This is a genomic window from Streptomyces ruber (genome assembly GCF_014648075.1).
In the GTDB taxonomy this organism is placed as follows: Bacteria; Actinomycetota; Actinomycetes; order Streptomycetales; family Streptomycetaceae; genus Streptomyces; species Streptomyces ruber.
This window is the reverse complement of sequence record NZ_BMQK01000001.1, coordinates 798,886-818,680: the sequence shown is the minus strand read 5'-3', so window position 1 is coordinate 818,680 and position 19,795 is coordinate 798,886. Positions and strand designations below refer to the sequence as shown.

Genomic DNA, 19,795 nt, shown 5'->3' with positions numbered 1-19,795 from the left:
GCCGGGAGAACCGCAGGTCAGCGCGTGTGGTGTTCTCCGTCACGGACGTCACCGCCGGCGCCGGACCATTGCCATGGACGTCACTCGACCACGTGGCGGCCTTCCGGGCGGGCGCTGCACGACGCCCGGAAGGCGCAGTGCGCGCAGTGCTGGCCGGCGGTCGGGGAGAACCGTTCGTCGAGGACCTTGCCGGCGGCGGTGGCCAGCAGTTCCCCGGCCCACTCCCCGTCCAGGGGCTCCTGTGCCTGGACCTTGGGCAGCGTGTCGCCGCCGTCCCGTTTCGCGGCTCCCTGGCGCAGCTGGACGAGCTCGGCGCCGCCCGGTTCGGGCCGTACGCCGTCGAAGACCTCGTCCACGGCGCCCTCACGGACGGCGAGCTGGTACACGGCCAGCTGGGGGTGGCGGGCCACCTCGGCGGAGCTGGGGGCCTGTTTGCCGGTCTTGAAGTCGACCACGTAGGCGCGGCCCTCGCCGTCCGTCTCGACCCGGTCCATGGAGCCGCGGATGCGCACCTCGTAGTCGCCGGCCTCCAGGGTCACGTCGAAGTCGTGCTCGCTGGCCACCGGGGTGCGTCCGGTGCGGTCCATGACGTGCCACTGCAGGAAGCGCTCGAGCGCCGCGCGCGCGTGGTTCTTCTCCTGCTCGGACTTCCAGGGCGCGTCGAAGGCGAGCGCGTTCCACACGGAGTCGAGTCGCTCCATCAGGACGTCGAGGTCGGCGGGGGTACGGCCGGACGCGACCTCGTCGGCGAGGACGTGCACGACGTTGCCGAGGCCCTGGGCGGCAGTCGCGGGCGCGTCGGCCCTGACCTCGCGGCCGAGGAACCACTGCAGGGCGCAGGTGTTGGCCAGCTGGTCGAGGGCGCTGCCGGAGAGCGCGACGGGCTGGTCGCGGTTCCTCAGGGGGACCTTGCTCTCGGTGGGCTCGAACATGCCCCACCAGCGGTAGGGGTGGGCCGAGGGCGCCAGCGGGCGGCCGTCCTCGTCGCCGAGCGCGGCGAGCCGGGCCAGGCGGCGGGCGGCGGCCTGCCGGAGGGCGTCGGACGCGCGCGGGTCGACGGTCGTGGCGCGCAGTTCGGCGACGAGCGCGGCGACGGAGAGCGGCCGGCGGGGGCGGCCGGTGACGTCCCTGGGTTCGACGCCGAGTTCGGTGAGGAAGCGGGAGGGCTGGTCGCCGTCGTCGGCCGCGGCCTTGACGGCGGTGACGACGAGGCGCTCCCGCGCGCGCGTGGCGGCCACGTAGAACAGGCGCCGTTCCTCCGCCAGGAGCGCTCCCGGGGTGAGCGGTTCGGCGAGGCCGTCGCGGCCGATGCGGTCGGCCTCCAGGAGTGATCCGCGGCGGCGCAGGTCCGGCCACAGGCCCTCCTGCACGCCCGCGACGACGACCAGGCGCCACTCCAGGCCCTTGGAACGGTGAGCGGTCATCAGACGGACGGCGTCGGGGCGTACGGCCCGCCGGGTGAGCGTGTCGGCGGCTATGTCCTCGGCCTCGATCTCCTCCAGGAAGTTCAGGGCGCCGCGTCCGCCGGTACGCTCCTCCGCGCGCGCGGCCGTCGCGAAAAGGGCGCACACGGCGTCGAGGTCGCGGTCCGCGTTGCGTCCGGCCGCGCCGCCGCGCCGGGCCGCCGTCTCGAGCCGCCGGGGCCAGGGGGTGCCGTTCCACAGCTCCCACAGCGCCTCCTCGGCCGTACCGCCGTCCGCGAGGCGTGCGCGGGTCCTGCGCAGCAGGTCACCGAGGCGCTGCGCGCCGCGTGCGTACGCCGGGTCGTGCGCGACCAGCCGTTCCGGTTCGGCCAGTGCGCGCGCCAGCAGCTCGTCCGAGGGCGGTGGTACGGGGTTGCCGGCGGCCCGTTCCTCCTCGCGCAGGGCGCGGCCGAGGCGGCGCAGGTCGGCGGTGTCCATGCCCGCGAGAGGGGAGACCAGGAGGTCCAGCGCGGTCTCGGTGTCGAGCCATGAGGTCCGCGGTCGGGGTCCGCCCGCGGCTTCGTCGGCGCCGTCCGTCTCCGCGGGCGTGGCCGGGTCCTCGTGGACGCCGGTCTCCGGGCCGGGTGTCCCGTGGTTCCGGGCCGCGTCGTCCGCCTCCATCGAGGGGGCCCGGCCGTGTTCCCCGGACGCCGCGTGGGTCCCGGCGCCTTCGGGGCGGCCGGGGACCGTCTCCTGCAGTTCGGCGCTCGCCACCGCCCGCAGTGCCGTCAGCAGGGGGGCGACCGCGGGTTCGTGCCGCAGCGGGAGGTCGTCGCCGTCGATCTCCAGGGGCACGCCGGCCGCGGTGAGCGCGCGCCGGACCGACGGGATGCTGCGGGCACCGGCCCGCACCAGGACGGCCATGTCCTTCCAGGGGACGCCGTCCTCCAGGTGGGCGCGGCGCAGGATGTCCGCGATGTTGTCGAGCTCCGTGCCCGGGGTCGGGTACGTGTAGACCTCCACGTGCCCGCCGTCCCGTACGGGCGCGAGCTCGCGGTGGGCCCGCACCTTGTCCGCGGGGAGCCGGGTGAGCGGCATGCGCCGCGTCAGCCGGCGGGTCGCCTCGAGCAGGCCGGCACCGGAGCGGCGGGACGTCCGCAGCACCTGCACGGGTGCCGGACTGCCGTCCGCGCGCGGGAACGCGTCGGGGAAGTCCAGGATGCCGTTCACGTCGGCGCCGCGGAACGCGTAGATGGACTGGTCGGGGTCGCCGAGGGCGACGAGGGTGCGGCCGCCGCCGGCCAGGGCCTGGAGCAGCCGCAGCTGTGCCGGGTCGGTGTCCTGGTACTCGTCCACGTAGACCGCGTCGTACTGGGCGGCGAGGTCCTCGGCGACGCCGGGGCGGTGGGCGAGGAGGACCGCGCGGTGGACGAGTTCGGCGTAGTCGAGCACTCCCTGCAGGTCGAGGACGTCGAGGTACTCGGCGAGGAAGGCGGCGGCCGCCCGCCAGTCGGGGCGGCCGATGCGCCGGGCGAAGGCGTCCAGGGCGCCGGGTCCCAGTCCCAGTTCGCGGCTGCGGGCCAGCACCGCGCGGACCTCGTCGGCGAAGCCGCGCGTGGTGAGGCAGGCGCGCAGTTCGGCGGGCCAGCGGACGTGTGCGAGGCCGAGGCGCTCCAGGTCGGGCTGGCCGGCGAGGAGTCCGCGGACCGCCACGTCCTGTTCGGGGCCGGAGAGCAGCCGCAGGGGCTCGACGAACAGGTCGCTGTCCTGGTGGGCGCGGACCAGGGCGTAGCAGAAGGAGTGGAAGGTGGTCGCCCGGGGAGCGCGCGCGGCGCCCATGCGCAGCGCCATGCGGTCCCTGAGCTCGACCGCCGCCTTGCGGCTGAACGTGAGCACCAGGACGCGTTCCGGGTCCGCCCCGCGCGCGACGCGGGCCGCCACGGACTCGACGAGCGTGGTGGTCTTCCCGGTGCCCGGACCCGCGAGGACGAGCAGCGGGCCGGTGTCATGGTCAACCACGGCGCGCTGGTCTGCGTCCAGACGGGGGGAGACCACCCGGGCCGGTGGGGTGCGCACCAGTCGGTAGGCGCCCCGGGCCCCCTGCCGCACCGGGTGGTGCGGCAGGCGCCGGGGGGAGGAAGAGGAGCTCACGTGTTTCGCCGGTCCTGGTGGGTGTTCTGGTCGGCGGCCGGCCGCGCGGGGAGAGCGGTGGCCGCGGGATGAGGGGGGCAGGTGCAGTCGACGTTACGCCCGCGGGTGGTACGGAGGCAGGGCTTCCTCTTGTTCACTCCCGGCACGCGCGTCCCTCGTCCCACGAACGTACGGCATACCGCGGACATGTCCCGCGTCTCCCGTACGGGGCGGAGGCCGGTCCGGTGTCCGCGGGGCGGCGGACACCTTCAGGCGGGCCGATCGTCCGGTATGGATCCGTCCCATCGCGCGTGCTTCATGTCTATGCGCGGGATATGTCCCTCGGTAGTGCGGCCTGCCTCGCGCAGCGGTGTTCCCTCGGAGCGGTAGTGCCCGAGGGCCTCCTGCTCGTGTCCGGGGAGCAGCGTGCCGTCCGCGCGGACGACCCGCCACCACGGCACGGCTCCCCCGTAGAGGGCCATGACGCGGCCCACCTGCCGGGGACCGCCCTCTCCCAGGAACTCGGCGATGTCGCCGTACGTCATGACGTGACCGGACGGGATCAGTTCGGCGACGTCGAGGACCCGCTCCGCGTACTCCGGCAGGGCGTCCGCCGGAAGGCTTCCCTCACTCACCCGCCCCATCCTGCCCGACGTCACCGACAATGGGGGGTGGTGACGGCCTCGCTCCTCCCTCGCCCTCGCGCGACGCTTGGGGCAGACTGTGCGCCCCCGCATTGCACCCTGATGTCCGTGTGTGTCGGCGGGGCATGCCACCATCGTGCGGGCGGTGACTGGTGATACGAGACCACGAAGAGACGATGAGGCGGCAGAGCGTGCACCCGGAAGACACTGCGGGCACCTCTGAGGCGTCGTCGCGCCCGGACACCGCGGACAGGGGCGGGGCCGAGGGCACGACCGCCTCCGGGACACCCGCCGGAGCCGCACCCGGCCGCACCGGGAAGCACCACGACCACACCGGACAGGAGATCGACGGGGACCCGGTCGTCATGGCCGAAGGGCACGCCGACGAGGTGGAGGGCGACGAACCGCTGCTCCCCGCGCGCGTGCACCGCCCCTCCGACCTCATGCGGCTCCTGGTGGGCGTGCTCGCCATCGCCGTACTGCTGGCGATCGCCGCGTTCGCCCACGGCACCACGTCGGGACTCGAACAGGACATCAACAAGGGCACCGGTCAGGCGCCCGACCTGCTGATCAAGATCGCCGGCCTGGCGTCGAGCATCGCGATCCTCCTGGTGCCGGTCGCCTTCGCGATCGAGCGGATGATCAAACGGGACGGGCTGCGCATCGCCGACGGCGTGCTCGCGGCCGTCCTCGCACACGGAGTGACGCTCGCCACCGACCTCTGGGTCGCGAGGGCCGCCCCCGACTCCATCCAGGACGCCCTCACCCAGCCCTCCCCCGGCGACATTCACGCCCTCACCGACCCGGTGCACGGCTACCTCGCCCCCGTCATCGCCTACATGACGGCGGTGGGCATGTCCCGGCGGCCGCGCTGGCGCGCGGTGCTGTGGATCGTGCTGCTCCTCGACGCGTTCTCCATGCTCGTCACCGGCTACACGACACCGTTCTCGATCATCCTGACGGTGCTGATCGGCTGGTCCGTCGCCTACGGGACGCTGTACGCGGTCGGCTCGCCCAACGTGCGCCCCACGGGCCGGACCCTCATGGCGGGCCTGCGCCGGGTCGGCTTCAAGCCGGTGAGCGCGGCCCGCGTGGAAGCGCCGGACACGTCGGAGACCGGCGACCGGGGCCGGCGGTACTTCGTGACCCTGGAGGACGGCCCGCCGCTGGACGTCACGGTGGTCGACCGGGAGCAGCAGGCGCAGGGCTTCTTCTACCGGGTGTGGCGCAATCTCACACTGCGCGGCTTCGCCACCCGCCGCAGCCTCCAGTCCTTGCGCCAGGCGCTGGAGCAGGAGGCGCTGCTGGCGTACGCGGCCATCGCGGCCGGTGCCAACGCGCCCAGACTGATCGCCACCTCGGAGCTCGGCCCGGACGCCGTGATGCTCGTCTACGAGCACACCGGCGGGCGCACCCTCGACGCCCTGGCCGACGAGGAGATCACCGACGATCTGCTGCGGGAGACCTGGCACCAGGTGAAGGCCCTGCAGTCACGGCGCATCGCGCACCGCAGGCTCGCGGGCGACGCCATCGTGGTGGATCGTTCCGGCACGGTGGTCCTGACCGATCTGCGGGGCGGTGAGATCGCCGCCGGTGATCTGCTACTACGCATGGACGTCGCCCAGCTGGTGACGACGCTCGCACTGCGTGTGGGTGCCGAGCGGGCGGTGGCGTGCGCGGTCGGTGTGCTCGGCCCCGACGCGGTGGCGGACTGCCTGCCGATGCTGCAGCCCATCGCGCTGACCCGCTCCCACCGTGCGACGCTGCGCAGGCTGGCCCGGGAGCGGGCGGAGCGCGAGCGCGAGGCGGTGCTGCAGGCGTCCCAGCAGGCCAAGCAGGCGCGTCTGCGGGAGGCGCAGGGCACCGACGCGGCCCCGGACCTCACCAAGCCCGGCAAGAAGGCCGTACGCGCCGAGCAGCGGGCCGAGAAGCGGGCGATCGACGAGGCCGTCGAAGAGGCCCGCGAGGAGGACCTGCTCACCCAGATCCGCCACCAGGTGCTGCTCATCAAACCGCAGGCACCGGTCGAACCCGCCCGTCTGGAGCGGGTCAGGCCACGCACCCTGATCAGTTTCATCGCCGGCGCCATCGGCGCGTACTTCCTGCTGACGCAGCTGACGCACATCGAGTTCGGGCCGCTCATCGGCAACGCCGAGTGGGGCTGGGTCGCCGCGGCCGTCCTCTTCGCGGCGCTGAGCTATGTCGCGGCGGCGATGAGCCTGCTGGGCTTCGTCCCGGAGCGGGTGTCCTTCCTCCGGACGGTGTCGGCGCAGGTCGCCGGCTCGTTCGTGAAGATCGTCGCGCCCGCCGCGGTGGGCGGGGTCGCCCTCAACACGCGCTTCCTGCAGCGCGCGGGGGTGCGGCCGGGGCTCGCGGTGGCGAGCGTGGGCGCGTCGCAGCTGTTCGGTCTCGGCTGCCACATCCTGATGCTGTTGGCGTTCGGCTATCTGACCGGCACCGAGAAGACACCGTCCCTGTCGCCGTCCCGCACGGTCATCGCGGGTCTGCTGACGGTGGCGGTCCTGGTCCTCGTGGTGACGTCGGTGCCGTTCCTGCGCAAGTTCGTCGTCACGCGCGTGAGGTCGCTGTTCGCGGGCGTCGTGCCGCGCATGCTGGACGTGCTGCAGCGGCCGCAGAAGCTGATCACGGGCATCGGCGGCATGCTGCTGCTGACGTTCTGCTTCGTGATGTGCCTGGACGCGTCGATCCGGGCATTCGGCCGGGAGGACATGCCCGCGCTGAGCCTCGCCAGCGTCGCGGTGGTCTTCCTCGCCGGCAACGCCCTCGGCTCCGCGGCCCCCACCCCGGGCGGGGTCGGCGCGGTCGAGGCCACCCTCACGGTCGGTCTGATCGCCGTCGGCCTCCCCAAGGAGGTCGCCGCGCCCGCCGTGCTGCTCTACCGGCTCCTGACCCTGTGGCTGCCCGTCCTGCCGGGCTGGCTGGCCTTCAACCATCTGACACGGAAGGGCGCCCTTTAAAAGCAGCCCGATCACCGGGAGGGTGCCTCACCCGCACGGCCCGCGCCCCGAGCGCCGTATCCGGGTCGACCCCAGGATGGAGGCATGTCCGATTCGCCCCGGCCGCGCGCTGCCGCCCTGACCGCCACCGCCCTGCTGCTGTGCACGTCGCTGGCGGGCTGTGGGGACGACGGCTCCGGGGACGGTGACGTGTCGGCCCAGGAACTCGACTGGAAGGGCTGTCCGGCACCGTCCCCGGCCCAGGGCGACGGGCAGGCGCCGTCCCCCCTGCCGAACGGTGACGCGTGGCAGTGCGCCACCTTGCGGGCGCCGCTCGACTGGGACGAACCGGACGGGGCGACGATCGGCATCGCGTTGATCCGGGCCAGGGCGAGCCGCGGCGGGAACGAACGCATCGGCTCGCTCGTCTTCAACTTCGGCGGCCCCGGCGGCTCGGGCGTCACGACCCTGCCGGCGTTCGCCGAGGACTACGAGGACCTGCGCACCCGCTACGACCTGGTGAGTTTCGATCCCCGCGGGGTCGGCCGCAGCGCACCCGTGAAGTGCCAGGACGACGACGAACTGGACGCGTACTTCCAGCAGGACATGACACCCGACGACCCGACGGAACAGAAGGAGTTCCTGAGCAACACCAGAGCGTTCAACTCCGCCTGCGAGAAGAATTCCGGCCGTACCTTGCGGCACATCCGCACCACGGACGCGGCGCGCGACATGGACCTGTTGCGGCAGGTCCTCGGCGACGACAAGATGCACTACTTCGGCATCTCCTACGGCACCGAACTCGGCGGCGTCTACGCCCACCTGTTCCCCGAGAAGGTGGGACGGGCCGTGTTCGACGCGGTCGTCGACCCGACGCAGACCGCCGAAGAGGGTTCGCTCGGGCAGGCGGAGGGCTTCCAGCTCGCACTCGACAACTACGCGAGCGACTGCGTCGCGAAGGAGGACGGCTGCCCGGTGGGCGACAGCGCGCAGGACGTGCAGGACCGGATCGCCCAGCTGCTGAAAGGGCTGGACAGCAAGCCCATCCCCGGGATCTGGCCGCGCGAGCTCACCCAGACGGCCGCGACGGGCGGAATCGCCCAGGCCCTGTACTCCCAGGAGTTCTGGGAGTACCTGACGGAGGGCTTGGAACAGGCGTACGGCGGTGACGGCAGCGTGCTGATGCTGCTGTCCGACTCGATGAACGGCCGCGACCAGAACGGCGAGTACAGCAACAGCACCGCGGCGAACGTCGCCATCACCTGCGCCGACGACAGATCCCGTCACACCGGCGAGGACGTGCGGGCCGGGCTGCCCCGGTTCCGCGAGGCCTCTCCCCTGTTCGGCGACTACCTGGCCTGGGGCATGGTCGGCTGCACGGACTGGGCCGTGCCCGGAGCCGCCGAGCACCCCGACGTCAGCGCATCCGGCGCGGCACCGATCCTCGTGATCGGCAACACCGGCGACCCCGCCACACCGTACGAGGGCGCACGGAAGATGGCGGCCGCGCTCGGCAAGGGCGTCGGGGTCGAGCTCACGTACGAGGGCCAGGGCCACGGCGCGTACGACAGCGGGAACACATGCGTGCGGGACGCCGTGAACGGCTACCTGCTCCGCGGAGACGTACCCGAGGCGGGAGCCGTGTGCTCATGAAACGAAGGCGGAACACCCGAAAAAGCACAGGTCAGGAAGTTATCCACAGGCCACCACGGCGCTCGCGGCGGTGCGCATACGATGGCACGACCGTCATCCGCGACCTTCGGTGGACGACATTGCGAGGGGGAAGTGCACATGGCGCGATTCGTACGGTGGACAGGACTGGCCACCGCCGCACTGCTGCTGGCCGGCTGCGGCGGTGGCCCATCCGCAGACGGCACGGACGGCGCGGACGACAAGGGGGACACGACGTCGTCGGCCACGCCGTCGGCGGACGGCACACCGACACTGCCAGCCTCACTGACCTCGCAGAAACCCTCCTGGGGCAAGTGCAAGGCCACCTCGGACGGTCCCGCCCCCGGCGGCGCCTGGCAGTGCGCGACACTGAAGGCACCCCTGGACTGGAACAAGCCTGACGGGGAGACGATCGAACTCGCCTTGATCCGGTCGAGGGCGAGCGGCGGCAGCAGCGAGCGCATCGGCTCACTCCTGTTCAACTTCGGCGGCCCGGGCGGCTCGGGCGTGTCCATGATGCCCTCGTACGCCGACATCGCGGGCGATCTGCAGAAGCGGTACGACCTGGTGAGCTGGGACCCGCGCGGGGTCGCCGCCAGCGAGGGCGTGCGCTGCCGCAGCGACAAGGACATCGAGGCCGCCGAATCCGTGGACGCCACGCCGGACGACGCGGCCGAGGAGGCGGCGTACCTCAAGGACGCGGCGGACTTCGGAGCGGGCTGCGAGAAGACCGCGGGCAAACTGATGGCGCACGTGTCGACGACCGACTCGGCCCGCGACATGGATCTGATGCGACAGGTCCTCGGCGACGACGAGATGCACTACTTCGGCATCTCCTACGGCACCGAACTCGGCGGCGTCTACGCCCACCTGTTCCCCGAGAACGTGGGCCGTCTGGTGCTGGACGCGGTCGTCGACCCGACCGCGGACACCGCGGGCCACGCCAAGAACCAGGCCCGCGGTTTCCAGCGCGCGCTCGACAACTACCTCAGGTCCACCAGCCAGGACCCGGAACAGGGCACGCGCAAGATCGCGGACCTGCTGGACCGGATCGACGCCACCCCGTTGCCGACGTCGGCGGAACGCGAACTCACCCAGACGCTGGCGACCACCGGCATCGTGCTGCCGCTCTACAGCGAGCAGAGCTGGCCCACCCTGACCAGCGCGCTCGACGCGGCCGAGAAGGGGGACGGCACGGGACTGCTCGCGCTCGCCGACGCCTACAACGAGCGCAACCCCTCGGGCCGGTACGGCACGACGACGCACTCGCAGCGGGTCATATCGTGCCTGGACGACAAGCAACGGCCGACGCTGGAGGAGACGAAGGAACTGCTGCCGGAGTTCAGGAAGATCTCTCCGGTGTTCGGCGAGTTCCTGGGCTGGGACACCGCGGGCTGGTGCCACGACTGGCCGGTGCCCGGTCAGTTCGACACACCGGAGGTGAGCGCACCGGGAGCGGCACCCGTGCTGGTCGTGGGCAACACCGGGGACCCGGCGACGCCGTACGAGGGTGCGCAGAGGATGGCGGAGGAGCTGGGCGAGGGCGTCGGTGTGGAGCTGACCTGGAAGGGCGAGGGCCACGGGGCGTACGGGAGCGGGAGCGACTGCGTGGACTCCACGATCAACGCGTACCTGCTGAACGGGAAGGTGCCGGCGGACGGCAAGGTCTGCTCGTAACGCGACCCACGGACGAACGGGCTCCGGGCCGGCCCGCCCCGCGCTGCTCCCGGACCACCCGGGCGACAGCAGGAAGGGGCTCGGCACCGACGGTGCCGAGCCCCTCCAGGGACGGCCTGGGCCTAGTACACCGGCTTCTGCGGCTCGATCTGGTTGACCCAGCCGATCACGCCGCCGCCGACGTGGACCGCGTCGGAGAAGCCCGCCGACTTCAGCACGGCGAGGACTTCCGCACTGCGGACACCCGTCTTGCAGTGCAGGACGATCCGCTTGTCCTGCGGCAGGGACTCCAGGGCGGTGCCCATGAGGAACTCGTTCTTCGGAATGAGCTTGGCGCCCGGGATCGAGACGATCTCGTACTCGTTGACCTCGCGGACGTCGATGATCTCGATGTTCTCGCCGTCGTCGATCCACTCCTTGAGCTGCTTGGGAGTGATCGTCGACCCGGCCGCCGCCTCCTGGGCCTCCTCGGAGACGACGCCGCAGAATGCCTCGTAGTCGATGAGCTCGGTGACGGTCGGGTTCTCGCCGCAGACCGCGCAGTTCGGGTCCTTGCGCACCTTGACCTGGCGGTACTGCATCTCCAGGGCGTCGTAGATCATCAGTCGGCCGACCAGCGGCTCACCGATGCCGGCGAGCAGCTTGATCGCCTCGTTGACCTGGATGGAGCCGATGGACGCGCACAGCACACCGAGGACGCCGCCCTCGGCGCAGGACGGAACCATGCCGGGGGGCGGGGGCTCCGGGTAGAGGCAGCGGTAGCAGGGACCGTGCTCGGACCAGAACACCGACGCCTGGCCGTCGAAGCGGTAGATCGAGCCCCACACGTACGGCTTGTTCAGCAGCACGCAGGCGTCGTTGACCAGGTAACGGGTGGCGAAGTTGTCCGTGCCGTCAACGATCAGGTCGTACTGGCTGAAGATGTCCATCACGTTGTCGGCCTCGAGCCGCTCCTCGTGCAGGACCACGTTCACGTAGGGGTTGATGCCCTTGACCGAGTCCCGCGCGGACTCGGCCTTCGAACGGCCGATGTCGGCCTGGCTGTGGATGATCTGGCGCTGCAGGTTCGACTCGTCCACCTCGTCGAACTCGACGATGCCGAGCGTGCCGACGCCCGCCGCGGCCAGGTACATCAGGGCAGGAGAACCGAGGCCACCGGCGCCCACACAGAGCACCTTGGCGTTCTTCAGCCGCTTCTGCCCGTCCATGCCCACGTCGGGGATGATCAGGTGGCGGGAGTACCGGCGGACCTCATCTACGGTGAGCTCAGAAGCTGGCTCTACCAGGGGTGGCAGCGACACGGGGACTCCGTTGATCGGTCAATCACTACAGTTGCTCTCCCGGTAACACTGCCACGCCCTTTTTCATTCCGAGACACCTGGTCCAGCACGCGAGACGGTGTTGTCCCAGTGACCGGGCACGGCCTCCCGGGAGACGGTGCGGCGGAACACCGTTGCGCGGTCTGGACCGGCTCGCCGGGGACACCGGCCGGTCGTGCGTGGCACCGGCCGCCGTGCCGGTCAGATACGGCATGCCGCCTCCATCCAGATGTCGGCTAGGGACTCCTCGAGGTTGATGCGGGGCCGCCAGCCGAGCCGGTCGCGGGCGGTGCGTACGTCGGCCTGCTGCCAGCTGCCGCAGCCGTCCGGGTACGGGTAGGTGACCGGAGAGGCGTGGTCCGGGTCGCTGCGCGGGTGTCCGATGGCCGACCGGACGTGCCCGGGCGGCCCGTCGAGTTCGTGCAGGGCGCCGCCGTATCCGGCGACCCGGGCGAGGACGGCGGCGGTGTCGCGGAGGCGCACGGCACGGCCGGAACCAATGTTGATCACCCCCTGGGCGGCGGAGAGCGAGGCGGCGTGGACGGCGCGGGCGACGTCACGGACGTCGATGAAGTCGCGCTGGACGCCGAGGCCACCGAGTTTCAGTTCGCCGTCACCGGACTGCATGGCACGGCGCATGGCTTCGGCGAGGCGCCCGAGCGGCGAACCGGCCGGGGTGCCGGGACCGGCGGGCGAGAACACGCGCAGCACGACGGCGTCCAGTCCGGAGCCGAGGACCAGTTCGGTGGCGGCGAGCTTGCTCACGCCGTACGGGCCACCGGGGCGTGGTACCGCGTCCTCGGCCGTGGAGGAGCCGGGCTGGCTGGGGCCGTACTCGGCGGCGCAGCCGATCTGGACGAGGCGCGCCCCGCAACCGCTGCGGCGGAGGGCCTCGCAGACGGTGGCGACGGCGACGGTGTTGTGCCGGGTGAGTTCTCGTGCGCCGCCTCGGGTGGCTCCGGCGCAGTTGATCACCACTCCGGGGTGGACCGCGTCGAGGAAGCGGGTGAGCGCGCCGGGGCTGCCGGTGGCGAGGTCGAACCGTACGTCGGCGTCGTCGCCCCGGCCCAGTGCGGTGAGCTGCACGGCCGGGTCGGCGAGCAGGCGATCGGCGACGAACCGGCCGAGGTATCCGTTGGCTCCGATCAGCAGCACTCTCATCGGGCGGCTCCCGGGGCGGACTCTCCGGTTCGGGAGGTGATCATCTGGTGTTCTCCTTACGGGGTGGTGCCGTGCGTCGGGGAGGGCCCGCGGTGTCGGCTCCGCGGGAGGGGCGCGCTCGCACCCCGTCGCGGGGTGCCGGACCGGTCGAGCGCGGTTGCCGGTCACACGGGCGTCTCCTGGGGCGGGCGGGTCCCGGCGCGGTGGAGACGGGGGCGAGCCGGGTTCAAGGGGTTCCGAGCGGTGTGGTGTGGACCGTGGCCCGGGTGAGCGTGCGAGTGGCATGGATCAGGAGGCCCAGAGCGGCCGGTCCGCAGGCCAGTGCCGGTACGGCACCCGGCCCCCAGGCGCCGACGGCGGTCTCCACGGGAACGGTCAGGATCGAGCAGCCCGGCAGCCGGCCGATGAGAACCGTGGCCAGAGCAGCGGCCTCGAACGTCGCCGCCGAGTTGAGGACGGCGGCGGGAAGACGCGGGCAGCCGTGCGCGATGAGGAGCCGGGCGAGGAACAGCAGCGCTCCCAGAGAGCCCGCTCCGGCATGGGCAACGGGTTCGTGCAGCACCGCGCCGCACAGGGCGAGCAGCGCGGCCAAGGCGGACAGGAAGACGGCGGACACACCGAGGAGAAGGGGACGTACGAAGTCGGCGAACTCCCCCAGGCTCCGGCTCGCGGCCAGTCCACGGCGGGCGCGTACGGCGAAGAGACCGGCACACCAGGTCGCCGGGGCCCACGCCAGGGCGAGGGCCAGGACGGACGCGGTGGCCAGGGGCCAGGGTCCGTCCGGCCCGCCGTCGAGAGCGGCCCCGAGCAGCCCGTCGCCGCAGAGGGCGTACGCGAGCAGCCAGCACGTGGCTGTGCCTGCGCTGCCCGTGGGGCGGGTCCGTCGGGCGTGCGAGGGTCCTCGGTGGAGGGAGGCCCGCAGACCGAGGAGGACGGCGACGGCTCCGACGGCGGCGGTCACGAGACGCGGCCGGCCCTCGGTGAGATACGCGCCGCCCAAGGTCACCGCGCACAGGGCGCCCGGCAGCAGGGCGAGCACTGTCCACCCGGTGAGCGCGTCCGGCGCACCGGCCACCTCGCGCTCCGGCGTCCGCGTCTCCTCGACACGGGGCACGCGTGCGTACAGCTCCTCGGCCAGCGAGAACACGTCGCGGTGCCGGAAGCGGGCGGCGGTGCGATCGGTCATGCCGTGCGCTTCGAGACGCGCCGCGATCTCCAGCGGGTCGACGGCCCGCTCGCAGAGTGCGCGATGGCGGTGCAGCAGCGCTTTGACGGGGTCCGCGGAGTCCGAACGTGGTGAAGACGTCGCGGGAGGCTGGGGGGTCGCGTCCGCGCCTTTCGCGGCCTCGTCTTCCCTGGTCCCGCCCCCCTTGACCCTGTCTTCCCTGGCCTCGTCCCCCCTGGTCCCGCCCCCCTTGACCCTGTCTTCCCTGGCCTTGTCCTCCCTGGTCTCGTCTTCCTTGGCTTCGCCCTCCGCGGTCGGGACGGCCACAGGTCCCCGCTCGTTCATCGCACCGCCTCTCCCGTACGCCCGGACTTCGGCGTGGGCACGAGCTCCACCGACTGGGGCTGCTGCGCCCAGCGCCAGGGCACGTGGGCCTCGGCCGGGACGGCGAACGGCAGCGGCTCACCCGCCTCGTCCACGAACGGCCTTCGCACCGGAGCACGGGAGATGATCTCCATGTAGATGTCGTGGAAGGCTGCGGTGTTCTGCTCGACGGTGAACAACTCAAGGGCTCGCGCGCGGGCGGCCGCGCCGAGGCGTGCGCGGCGCTCCGGGTCGCGCAGCAGCGCCAGGCACGCGTCCGCGAGCGCCATGGGTTCGTGCGGCGGCACGACGAGTCCCGTGTCACCGACGACCTCCGCCACCGCTCCCACATCGGGCGAGACCGTCGCCCGGCCGCGGAACATGGCCTCGACGAGGTTGCCGGGAACGTCCTCGGCGACACTCGGCAGGACGACGACCGCCCCGGCCGCGTACGCCTCCACCAGGCCCGGTGCCCCGCAAACGGCGCCGATCACCTCGAACGACACCGGACGACCGCCGTCCGCCCGCACGCCTTCCGTCTCGCCGGGCCCAGCGGGGAAGAACTTCCCGGCCACGGTCTCGCAGTCCTCGATCCAGGCCGCGCCGTCCGGTCCCTCGTCGAGCGGGCCGATGACGCGCAGCCGGGCTCTCGGTTCGGTGCCGTGGATCTCCGCGAAGGCACGCAGGAGGCAGTCCAGGTCCTCCGCGGCTTCGATGCGGCCGACCCGGACCAGCGTGTACGGGTCGGCGAGGTCGGCCGGGGCGGCGGAGCGGGACGGCCGCACACCGGGGCGGACTGTACGGAGCCCGGCGTGGTTCGCACCGCAGCGTTCCTGCCAGCGGCGGACGTGCGCGTCGCCGGCCGTGACACAGGCCGCCTGCCGGTACACCTCGGCTGTCAGCCGCGCGTGGAGGGAGGCGAGCAGCGCGCGGACGGGGGTGCTGCCGGCGGCCTCGAGGTAGTGCGTCCGCAAGGGCACGCGGTCCTCCGTGACCAGCAGCGGAACGCCGGAGAAATGGCGGGCCAGCAGCCCGGGCAACGCGGCCGCCCCGCCGTCGGCGGCGTGGCACACGTCGACCGAGCCGAGCCCGTCGTCGCCGTACCAGTCGAGCGAGAGGGGGCGCAGGGAGCGTTCTAGGTGGGCGGCGACGGTGAGGAGATCGGGCACGCGCGCCGAACCGGCGGCGCTCGCCGCGCCGGGCGCCCGACAAGCGCGTTCGAGCGCGCGCACGGCGGCCTCCGAACGCAGTGCGCCGACGAGTCCGCCCTCGTCACGAGCGAGATCGGCGAGCGCGTAGAGGGCGTTGCCGAAACGGTCCGCCTCAATGCCGCGGGCGCCGACGACGCCCGAGACGCTCGAGACGCTCGAGACGCCAGCGACACGGGAAACACCGGAGACACCGGAGACACCGGAGACACCGGAAAGACCGGAAAGACCGGAAAGACCGGAATCACCGAAGTCGTCCTCACCCTCGCGAGCCACCGGCGGAGCCACCGGCCCCCCGGCCGCTGCGCAGATTGCGGCCGCCAGTTCCCCGTACGCCTCGGCGAATCTCCGCCGGGTACGGCGGCCGTGGCGGACGCCGTCGTCCACCGCCGTCCACAACGGGGCGGTCCGCACCCGGTTGACCTGCGGCGGCAGCCGGACCCAGCCCTCGTCCTCCTGCCGCTCGCTGCGACTGAGGGCGTAGACATCGAACTCGTGCTGCCCGAGTCCGCGCACGAGGCGGTCGCACCGGAGCCCGGCGTCGCCACTCGCATACGGGTACCCACCCTCGGTGATCAGTCCGATGCGCACGTGTGCATCCCCCATCTCGCGTGTGGGCAGCCACCGTCGGACCGGCGGCTCGCGGCGGGACGAACGTATGCGGACATGACGGTGGCGCGACGGACGGTTGTCCGTCGCGCCACCGGAAGGGGTGAACGGCCGTAACTTTCACGCGCGACCGGCGTTTTACGGCCTTAGCAGACCGAACCCCCGGCGCCACGAGTCGAACCGGTCCCCGAACGTCACGGACCGTCAGGTCTTGGGGAACGGCCAGGGGTTCGCTTCGCAGTGGATGCCCCGGTATTCGAGGAACTTCGTCTGCTGCTGCATGACGGGCGCGAGGTCGCCGTCCTTGTCGCAGGTCACGTGGTTGTACCCGAGACGGTGCCCGATCTCGTGGTTGATCAGCATCTGCCGGTACGCGTACATCTGGTCGCCGTAGGTCTCCGCCCCCTGCGCCCAGCGGTAGGCGTTGATCATCACGCGGTCGGTGGCGGCAGAGTCGCAGGAAACGTTGTCGATGGTCGTGTCCAGGCCCGACTTGGCGCACCAGTCGGCCGTGGTGCCGGGGCTGGCCAGCGTGATGACGAAGTCCGGCTTGCCCGAGGAGATCCGTTCGAAGGTCCGGCCACCGTTGTGGGCCCAGCTCCGGTCGTCGTTCAGGGTCTTCTGCACGGCCTCCGCGAAGAGCTCCCCGTCCAGCCCGAGGCCCTCCTCGACGTCGACGCGGTAACGGTACTTCTGCCCCGCTCCGGGTGCCTTGTCGAAACCCGTGACCGCCTGGAACTCCCCGCTCCCGTCGAGGTCGGCGGCGAGCGCGTAGGTCTTGTCCATCTTCTGCTCGTACGACAGCGGCGCCGGGCTCGACGCCCCGGACGGGGTGGGGCGCCCGTCGCTCCGCGAGGCGAACTCGTCCTGGCTGTCCCGTTCACCGCCCCCGGCCGCCTGCGAGGGCACGGTGGCGCCGTCGTCCCCGCCCGCGACCTGCCCGGCCACGACGACGGCCAGCGCGGTGGTCACCGCGGCGGCCGCGATCCCCGTGAAGGCCCGTCCTCTGCCGCCCCTGCCCTTCTCGGCGCCCGGGGCCCCGGCCGGCACGTCGCCGTTCCCGCCGCCGGCCCGGCCAATCCCATCGGGCGCGCCCGTCCGGCGGGTCCGGTGGGCCCCGTCGCCTCCGCTGCCGGTGGCCGTCGCGGGGGCGGCGGCGGTGGCGACCCGGTGCCGCTGCCCGGGCGCGAAGACGTCGTCGACCTCCTCGAAGGCATCGAGATAGGCCTGCCGGGGACCGGCGGGCGGCATGTTCAGGTAGGCGGGGCGGGTATCGGTGTCGGGGTACGAGGCGGACCTGACCCCGGGCTCCTCGCGCTGCCGGGGGATGCGGGGCTCCGGGCGTCCGGCCGACTTCCCGCGCGCTGCACGTCGCCGGTCGCCGAGGAAAGCGCCCTGCCACCGCCCGGTGCCGGCTCCGGCAGCCGCGTCGGCGGGATCGGCCTCCGCGCGGGTCCCCGCCTCCGCGGTCGGACCGGTGCCGGCGCTGCCACCGGCCGCTACCGTCCCGCTGTCGGTTCCCCTGCCCAGGTTTCCCCATCCACCGCCGGTCTCACGCTGCTCGGGGTGCCCGCCGCGCACACGGGGGGTGCCGTACTCGGGGGTTCCGTCCGGCAGCCGGGTAGCCCCGCCCCCGGGTGTGTCCACACGCAGGTGCGGCACCCCGCGCGGAGGCGTGCCCGCCCCGCCGCCCGGCGTCTCGCGCGCCGCATAGCCGTCGGGCAGCGGCGGCAACCCGCGCGCGGGTGTTCCGCCGGCGAACGGGGGCGTCCCGTGAGCCGTCGGCTCCCCCGGTCTCGTCGGACCCATCGGCCGTACCGGCCCCGACGGTCCCGGTGACCCCGGAGGAGCGGCAGGCCCCGCGTGCCCCGCGTAGCCCACACGTGCCATCGATTCCGCGGACGCGGGCGCCGAAGGCGACGGCGCCCCACCGGTCTCGCCGGTGGACGGCCCCGTTCCCGGGGCCGCCGGTACGTCGGTCGCCCCGCCCTTGGCGGCGCGTCCCTTGCGGCTGTGTCGTCCCACGCCGCGCCTCAACTCCCCGTGCCGGAGGCGTCGGTACCGGAACCGGTACCGGAATTCTTGCCGGACTCGAACTCGGGCCCTGACTTGGACCTGGACTCGGACTTGGCCTTGGACCCGGGCTCGTCCGTCTTCACATCCACGCGCGCGCCCGTACCCGCCGGACCGTCCGCCGCACCGGACGGACCGCCCCGTCCCTCCGTGTCGGCGAGCAGTTCCCGGAACGCCGCGGCCACCGTCTCCGGGTACTCCATCATCGCCACGTGCCCCGCGTCCGGCAGGGTCAGCAGCCGGGAGTCACGGAAGGCGCGGGCGGCCCGCTGGGCCATGCGGTACGACACCAGCTGGTCGCGGCCGCCGTAGACGAGGAGCGTGGGCGCGAGGACCCGCTCGGCCTGGCGCCAGAGTCCGTGCTGGCCGCCCAGGGTGTACGCGTTCACGATCCCGCGCGCGGAGCGCGCCATCGCGTCCCAGAAGTACGGCAACTGAAGCCGCCTCTCCATCTCCTCCACCGCGTGACGGAACCCCTCCGGCGACACGCGCCCGGGATCGCCGTAGCACAGCGTCGTGACCCCGCGTACGCGCTGCTCGGCGGTCCACTGCTTGGTGAGACGTGTGAACAGCGCCGCCACGCCCGGCAGTGCCAGCAGTCCTGTCGGCACCGCGGACCGCTGCACACGGACCTCCGGCAGCGCGGGCGAGATCAGCGTCAGCGTACGGACGAGATCGGGGCGTACGGCCGCGACACGCGTGGCGACCGCGCCCCCCATGGAGTTGCCGAAGAGGTGGACGGGCCCGCGCCCGGCCGCGTCGAGGTACCGGATCACCGAGCGCGCGTGCCCAGTGATCGAGTAGTCGCCGTCGTCCGGCGGCGGCGAGTCGCCGAAGCCGGGCAGGTCGAGCGCCTCGTTGTCGGCCACTTCGTCCAGCATCGGCATCAGCGCCGACCAGTTCTGCGAGGAGCCGCCCAGCCCGTGCACGTACAGAGCGGGCGGCAGGCCCTCCCGCAGGGGCGGTCTCGACCGTACGGTCAGCGTGCTGCCCCGGAGCCCGACCGATCGCAGCCGCTCACCCTCCGCGACCCTGACGGGTGCCACCTTCGGGAGCACAGTGGCCGGCGGGGGGAACGGCAACTCGGTCGAAGACATGCGGCAATGTTACGAGACGATCACGCACTGGTTCACGTGTTCGCTGTCACAGAACCGGTGGGACCAACGGGAGTTAGCCGTTCTCGCGGGGCTCGTGCGTCTCCCTGATTTCTGCTGGACCTCGCAGGTTTCCTGCCTTTTCCGCCGGTCCGCGGGTTCTCTCCGCGCGGTGCCCCGGGCCATGCGCCGGCAGGAAGAAGTCACGGACAGTACACGGCGGAGACCGGCGGTGTTTCCGCCGGGCCACCGAGGGTGCGCCGCGGACACCGGGGAGCCGGGACCGCCGTAAGGTCGCATAGCGCCTCGATCGTGTGTCTC

11 protein-coding genes are annotated in these 19,795 nt (G+C 72.7%); 3 read left to right on the top strand and 8 right to left on the bottom strand.

Features of this window, described 5'->3' with window-relative positions; all coding sequences use genetic code 11:
- Nucleotides 1-80: 80 nt before the first annotated feature.
- Both IEZ04_RS03795 and IEZ04_RS03790 read right to left on the bottom strand, forming a co-directional pair.
- Complete coding sequence (locus tag IEZ04_RS03795) at nucleotides 81-3,554, bottom strand: ATP-dependent helicase (protein WP_189215129.1); 3,474 nt, start codon at nucleotides 3,552-3,554, stop codon at nucleotides 81-83.
- A 248-nt stretch (nucleotides 3,555-3,802) separates the two neighbouring features.
- Nucleotides 3,803-4,177 (bottom strand): MGMT family protein, encoded by a 375-nt coding sequence (locus IEZ04_RS03790; protein WP_308429773.1) that lies wholly within the window; start codon nucleotides 4,175-4,177, stop codon nucleotides 3,803-3,805.
- 176 nt (nucleotides 4,178-4,353) lie between these two features.
- Here IEZ04_RS03790 and IEZ04_RS03785 point away from each other — a divergent pair, with 176 nt between their 5' ends.
- The 3 genes from IEZ04_RS03785 (at nucleotide 4,354) to IEZ04_RS03775 (ending at nucleotide 10,482) form a co-directional block, all read left to right on the top strand.
- Nucleotides 4,354-7,155, top strand: a complete 2,802-nt coding sequence (locus IEZ04_RS03785; protein ID WP_189215127.1) for a lysylphosphatidylglycerol synthase transmembrane domain-containing protein — start codon at nucleotides 4,354-4,356, stop codon at nucleotides 7,153-7,155.
- 84 nt (nucleotides 7,156-7,239) lie between these two features.
- Entirely contained in the window at nucleotides 7,240-8,787 is a 1,548-nt protein-coding gene (locus tag IEZ04_RS03780; RefSeq protein ID WP_189215126.1) for an alpha/beta hydrolase, read from the top strand.
- A gap of 138 nt (nucleotides 8,788-8,925) precedes the next feature.
- Nucleotides 8,926-10,482, top strand: coding sequence for an alpha/beta hydrolase (locus IEZ04_RS03775; RefSeq protein ID WP_189215125.1), 1,557 nt, complete (start codon nucleotides 8,926-8,928; stop codon nucleotides 10,480-10,482).
- Between the two features lie 122 nt (nucleotides 10,483-10,604).
- Here IEZ04_RS03775 and moeZ read toward each other — a convergent pair whose 3' ends face one another.
- The 6 genes from moeZ to IEZ04_RS03745 form a co-directional block, all read right to left on the bottom strand.
- Nucleotides 10,605-11,783: an adenylyltransferase/sulfurtransferase MoeZ gene (gene moeZ / locus IEZ04_RS03770; RefSeq protein WP_189215124.1), complete on the bottom strand. Its 1,179-nt coding sequence runs from the start codon at nucleotides 11,781-11,783 to the stop codon at nucleotides 10,605-10,607.
- Between the two features lie 219 nt (nucleotides 11,784-12,002).
- A complete protein-coding gene (locus IEZ04_RS03765) occupies nucleotides 12,003-12,962 on the bottom strand; it encodes an NAD-dependent epimerase/dehydratase family protein (RefSeq protein ID WP_189215123.1) in 960 nt (319 codons plus the stop codon).
- A 226-nt stretch (nucleotides 12,963-13,188) separates the two neighbouring features.
- Entirely contained in the window at nucleotides 13,189-14,148 is a 960-nt protein-coding gene (locus tag IEZ04_RS03760) for a hypothetical protein (RefSeq protein WP_308429772.1), read from the bottom strand.
- 320 nt (nucleotides 14,149-14,468) lie between these two features.
- Nucleotides 14,469-16,289, bottom strand: coding sequence for a DUF3492 domain-containing protein (locus IEZ04_RS03755; protein ID WP_229820814.1), 1,821 nt, complete (start codon nucleotides 16,287-16,289; stop codon nucleotides 14,469-14,471).
- 222 nt (nucleotides 16,290-16,511) lie between these two features.
- Nucleotides 16,512-17,954 carry a DUF3152 domain-containing protein gene (locus IEZ04_RS03750; RefSeq protein ID WP_373296244.1) on the bottom strand — a complete coding sequence of 481 codons (1,443 nt, stop codon included), beginning with the start codon at nucleotides 17,952-17,954 and terminating at the stop codon, nucleotides 16,512-16,514.
- A gap of 386 nt (nucleotides 17,955-18,340) precedes the next feature.
- Nucleotides 18,341-19,477, bottom strand: a complete 1,137-nt coding sequence (locus IEZ04_RS03745) for an alpha/beta fold hydrolase (protein ID WP_189215121.1) — start codon at nucleotides 19,475-19,477, stop codon at nucleotides 18,341-18,343.
- Nucleotides 19,478-19,795 lie beyond the last annotated feature (318 nt).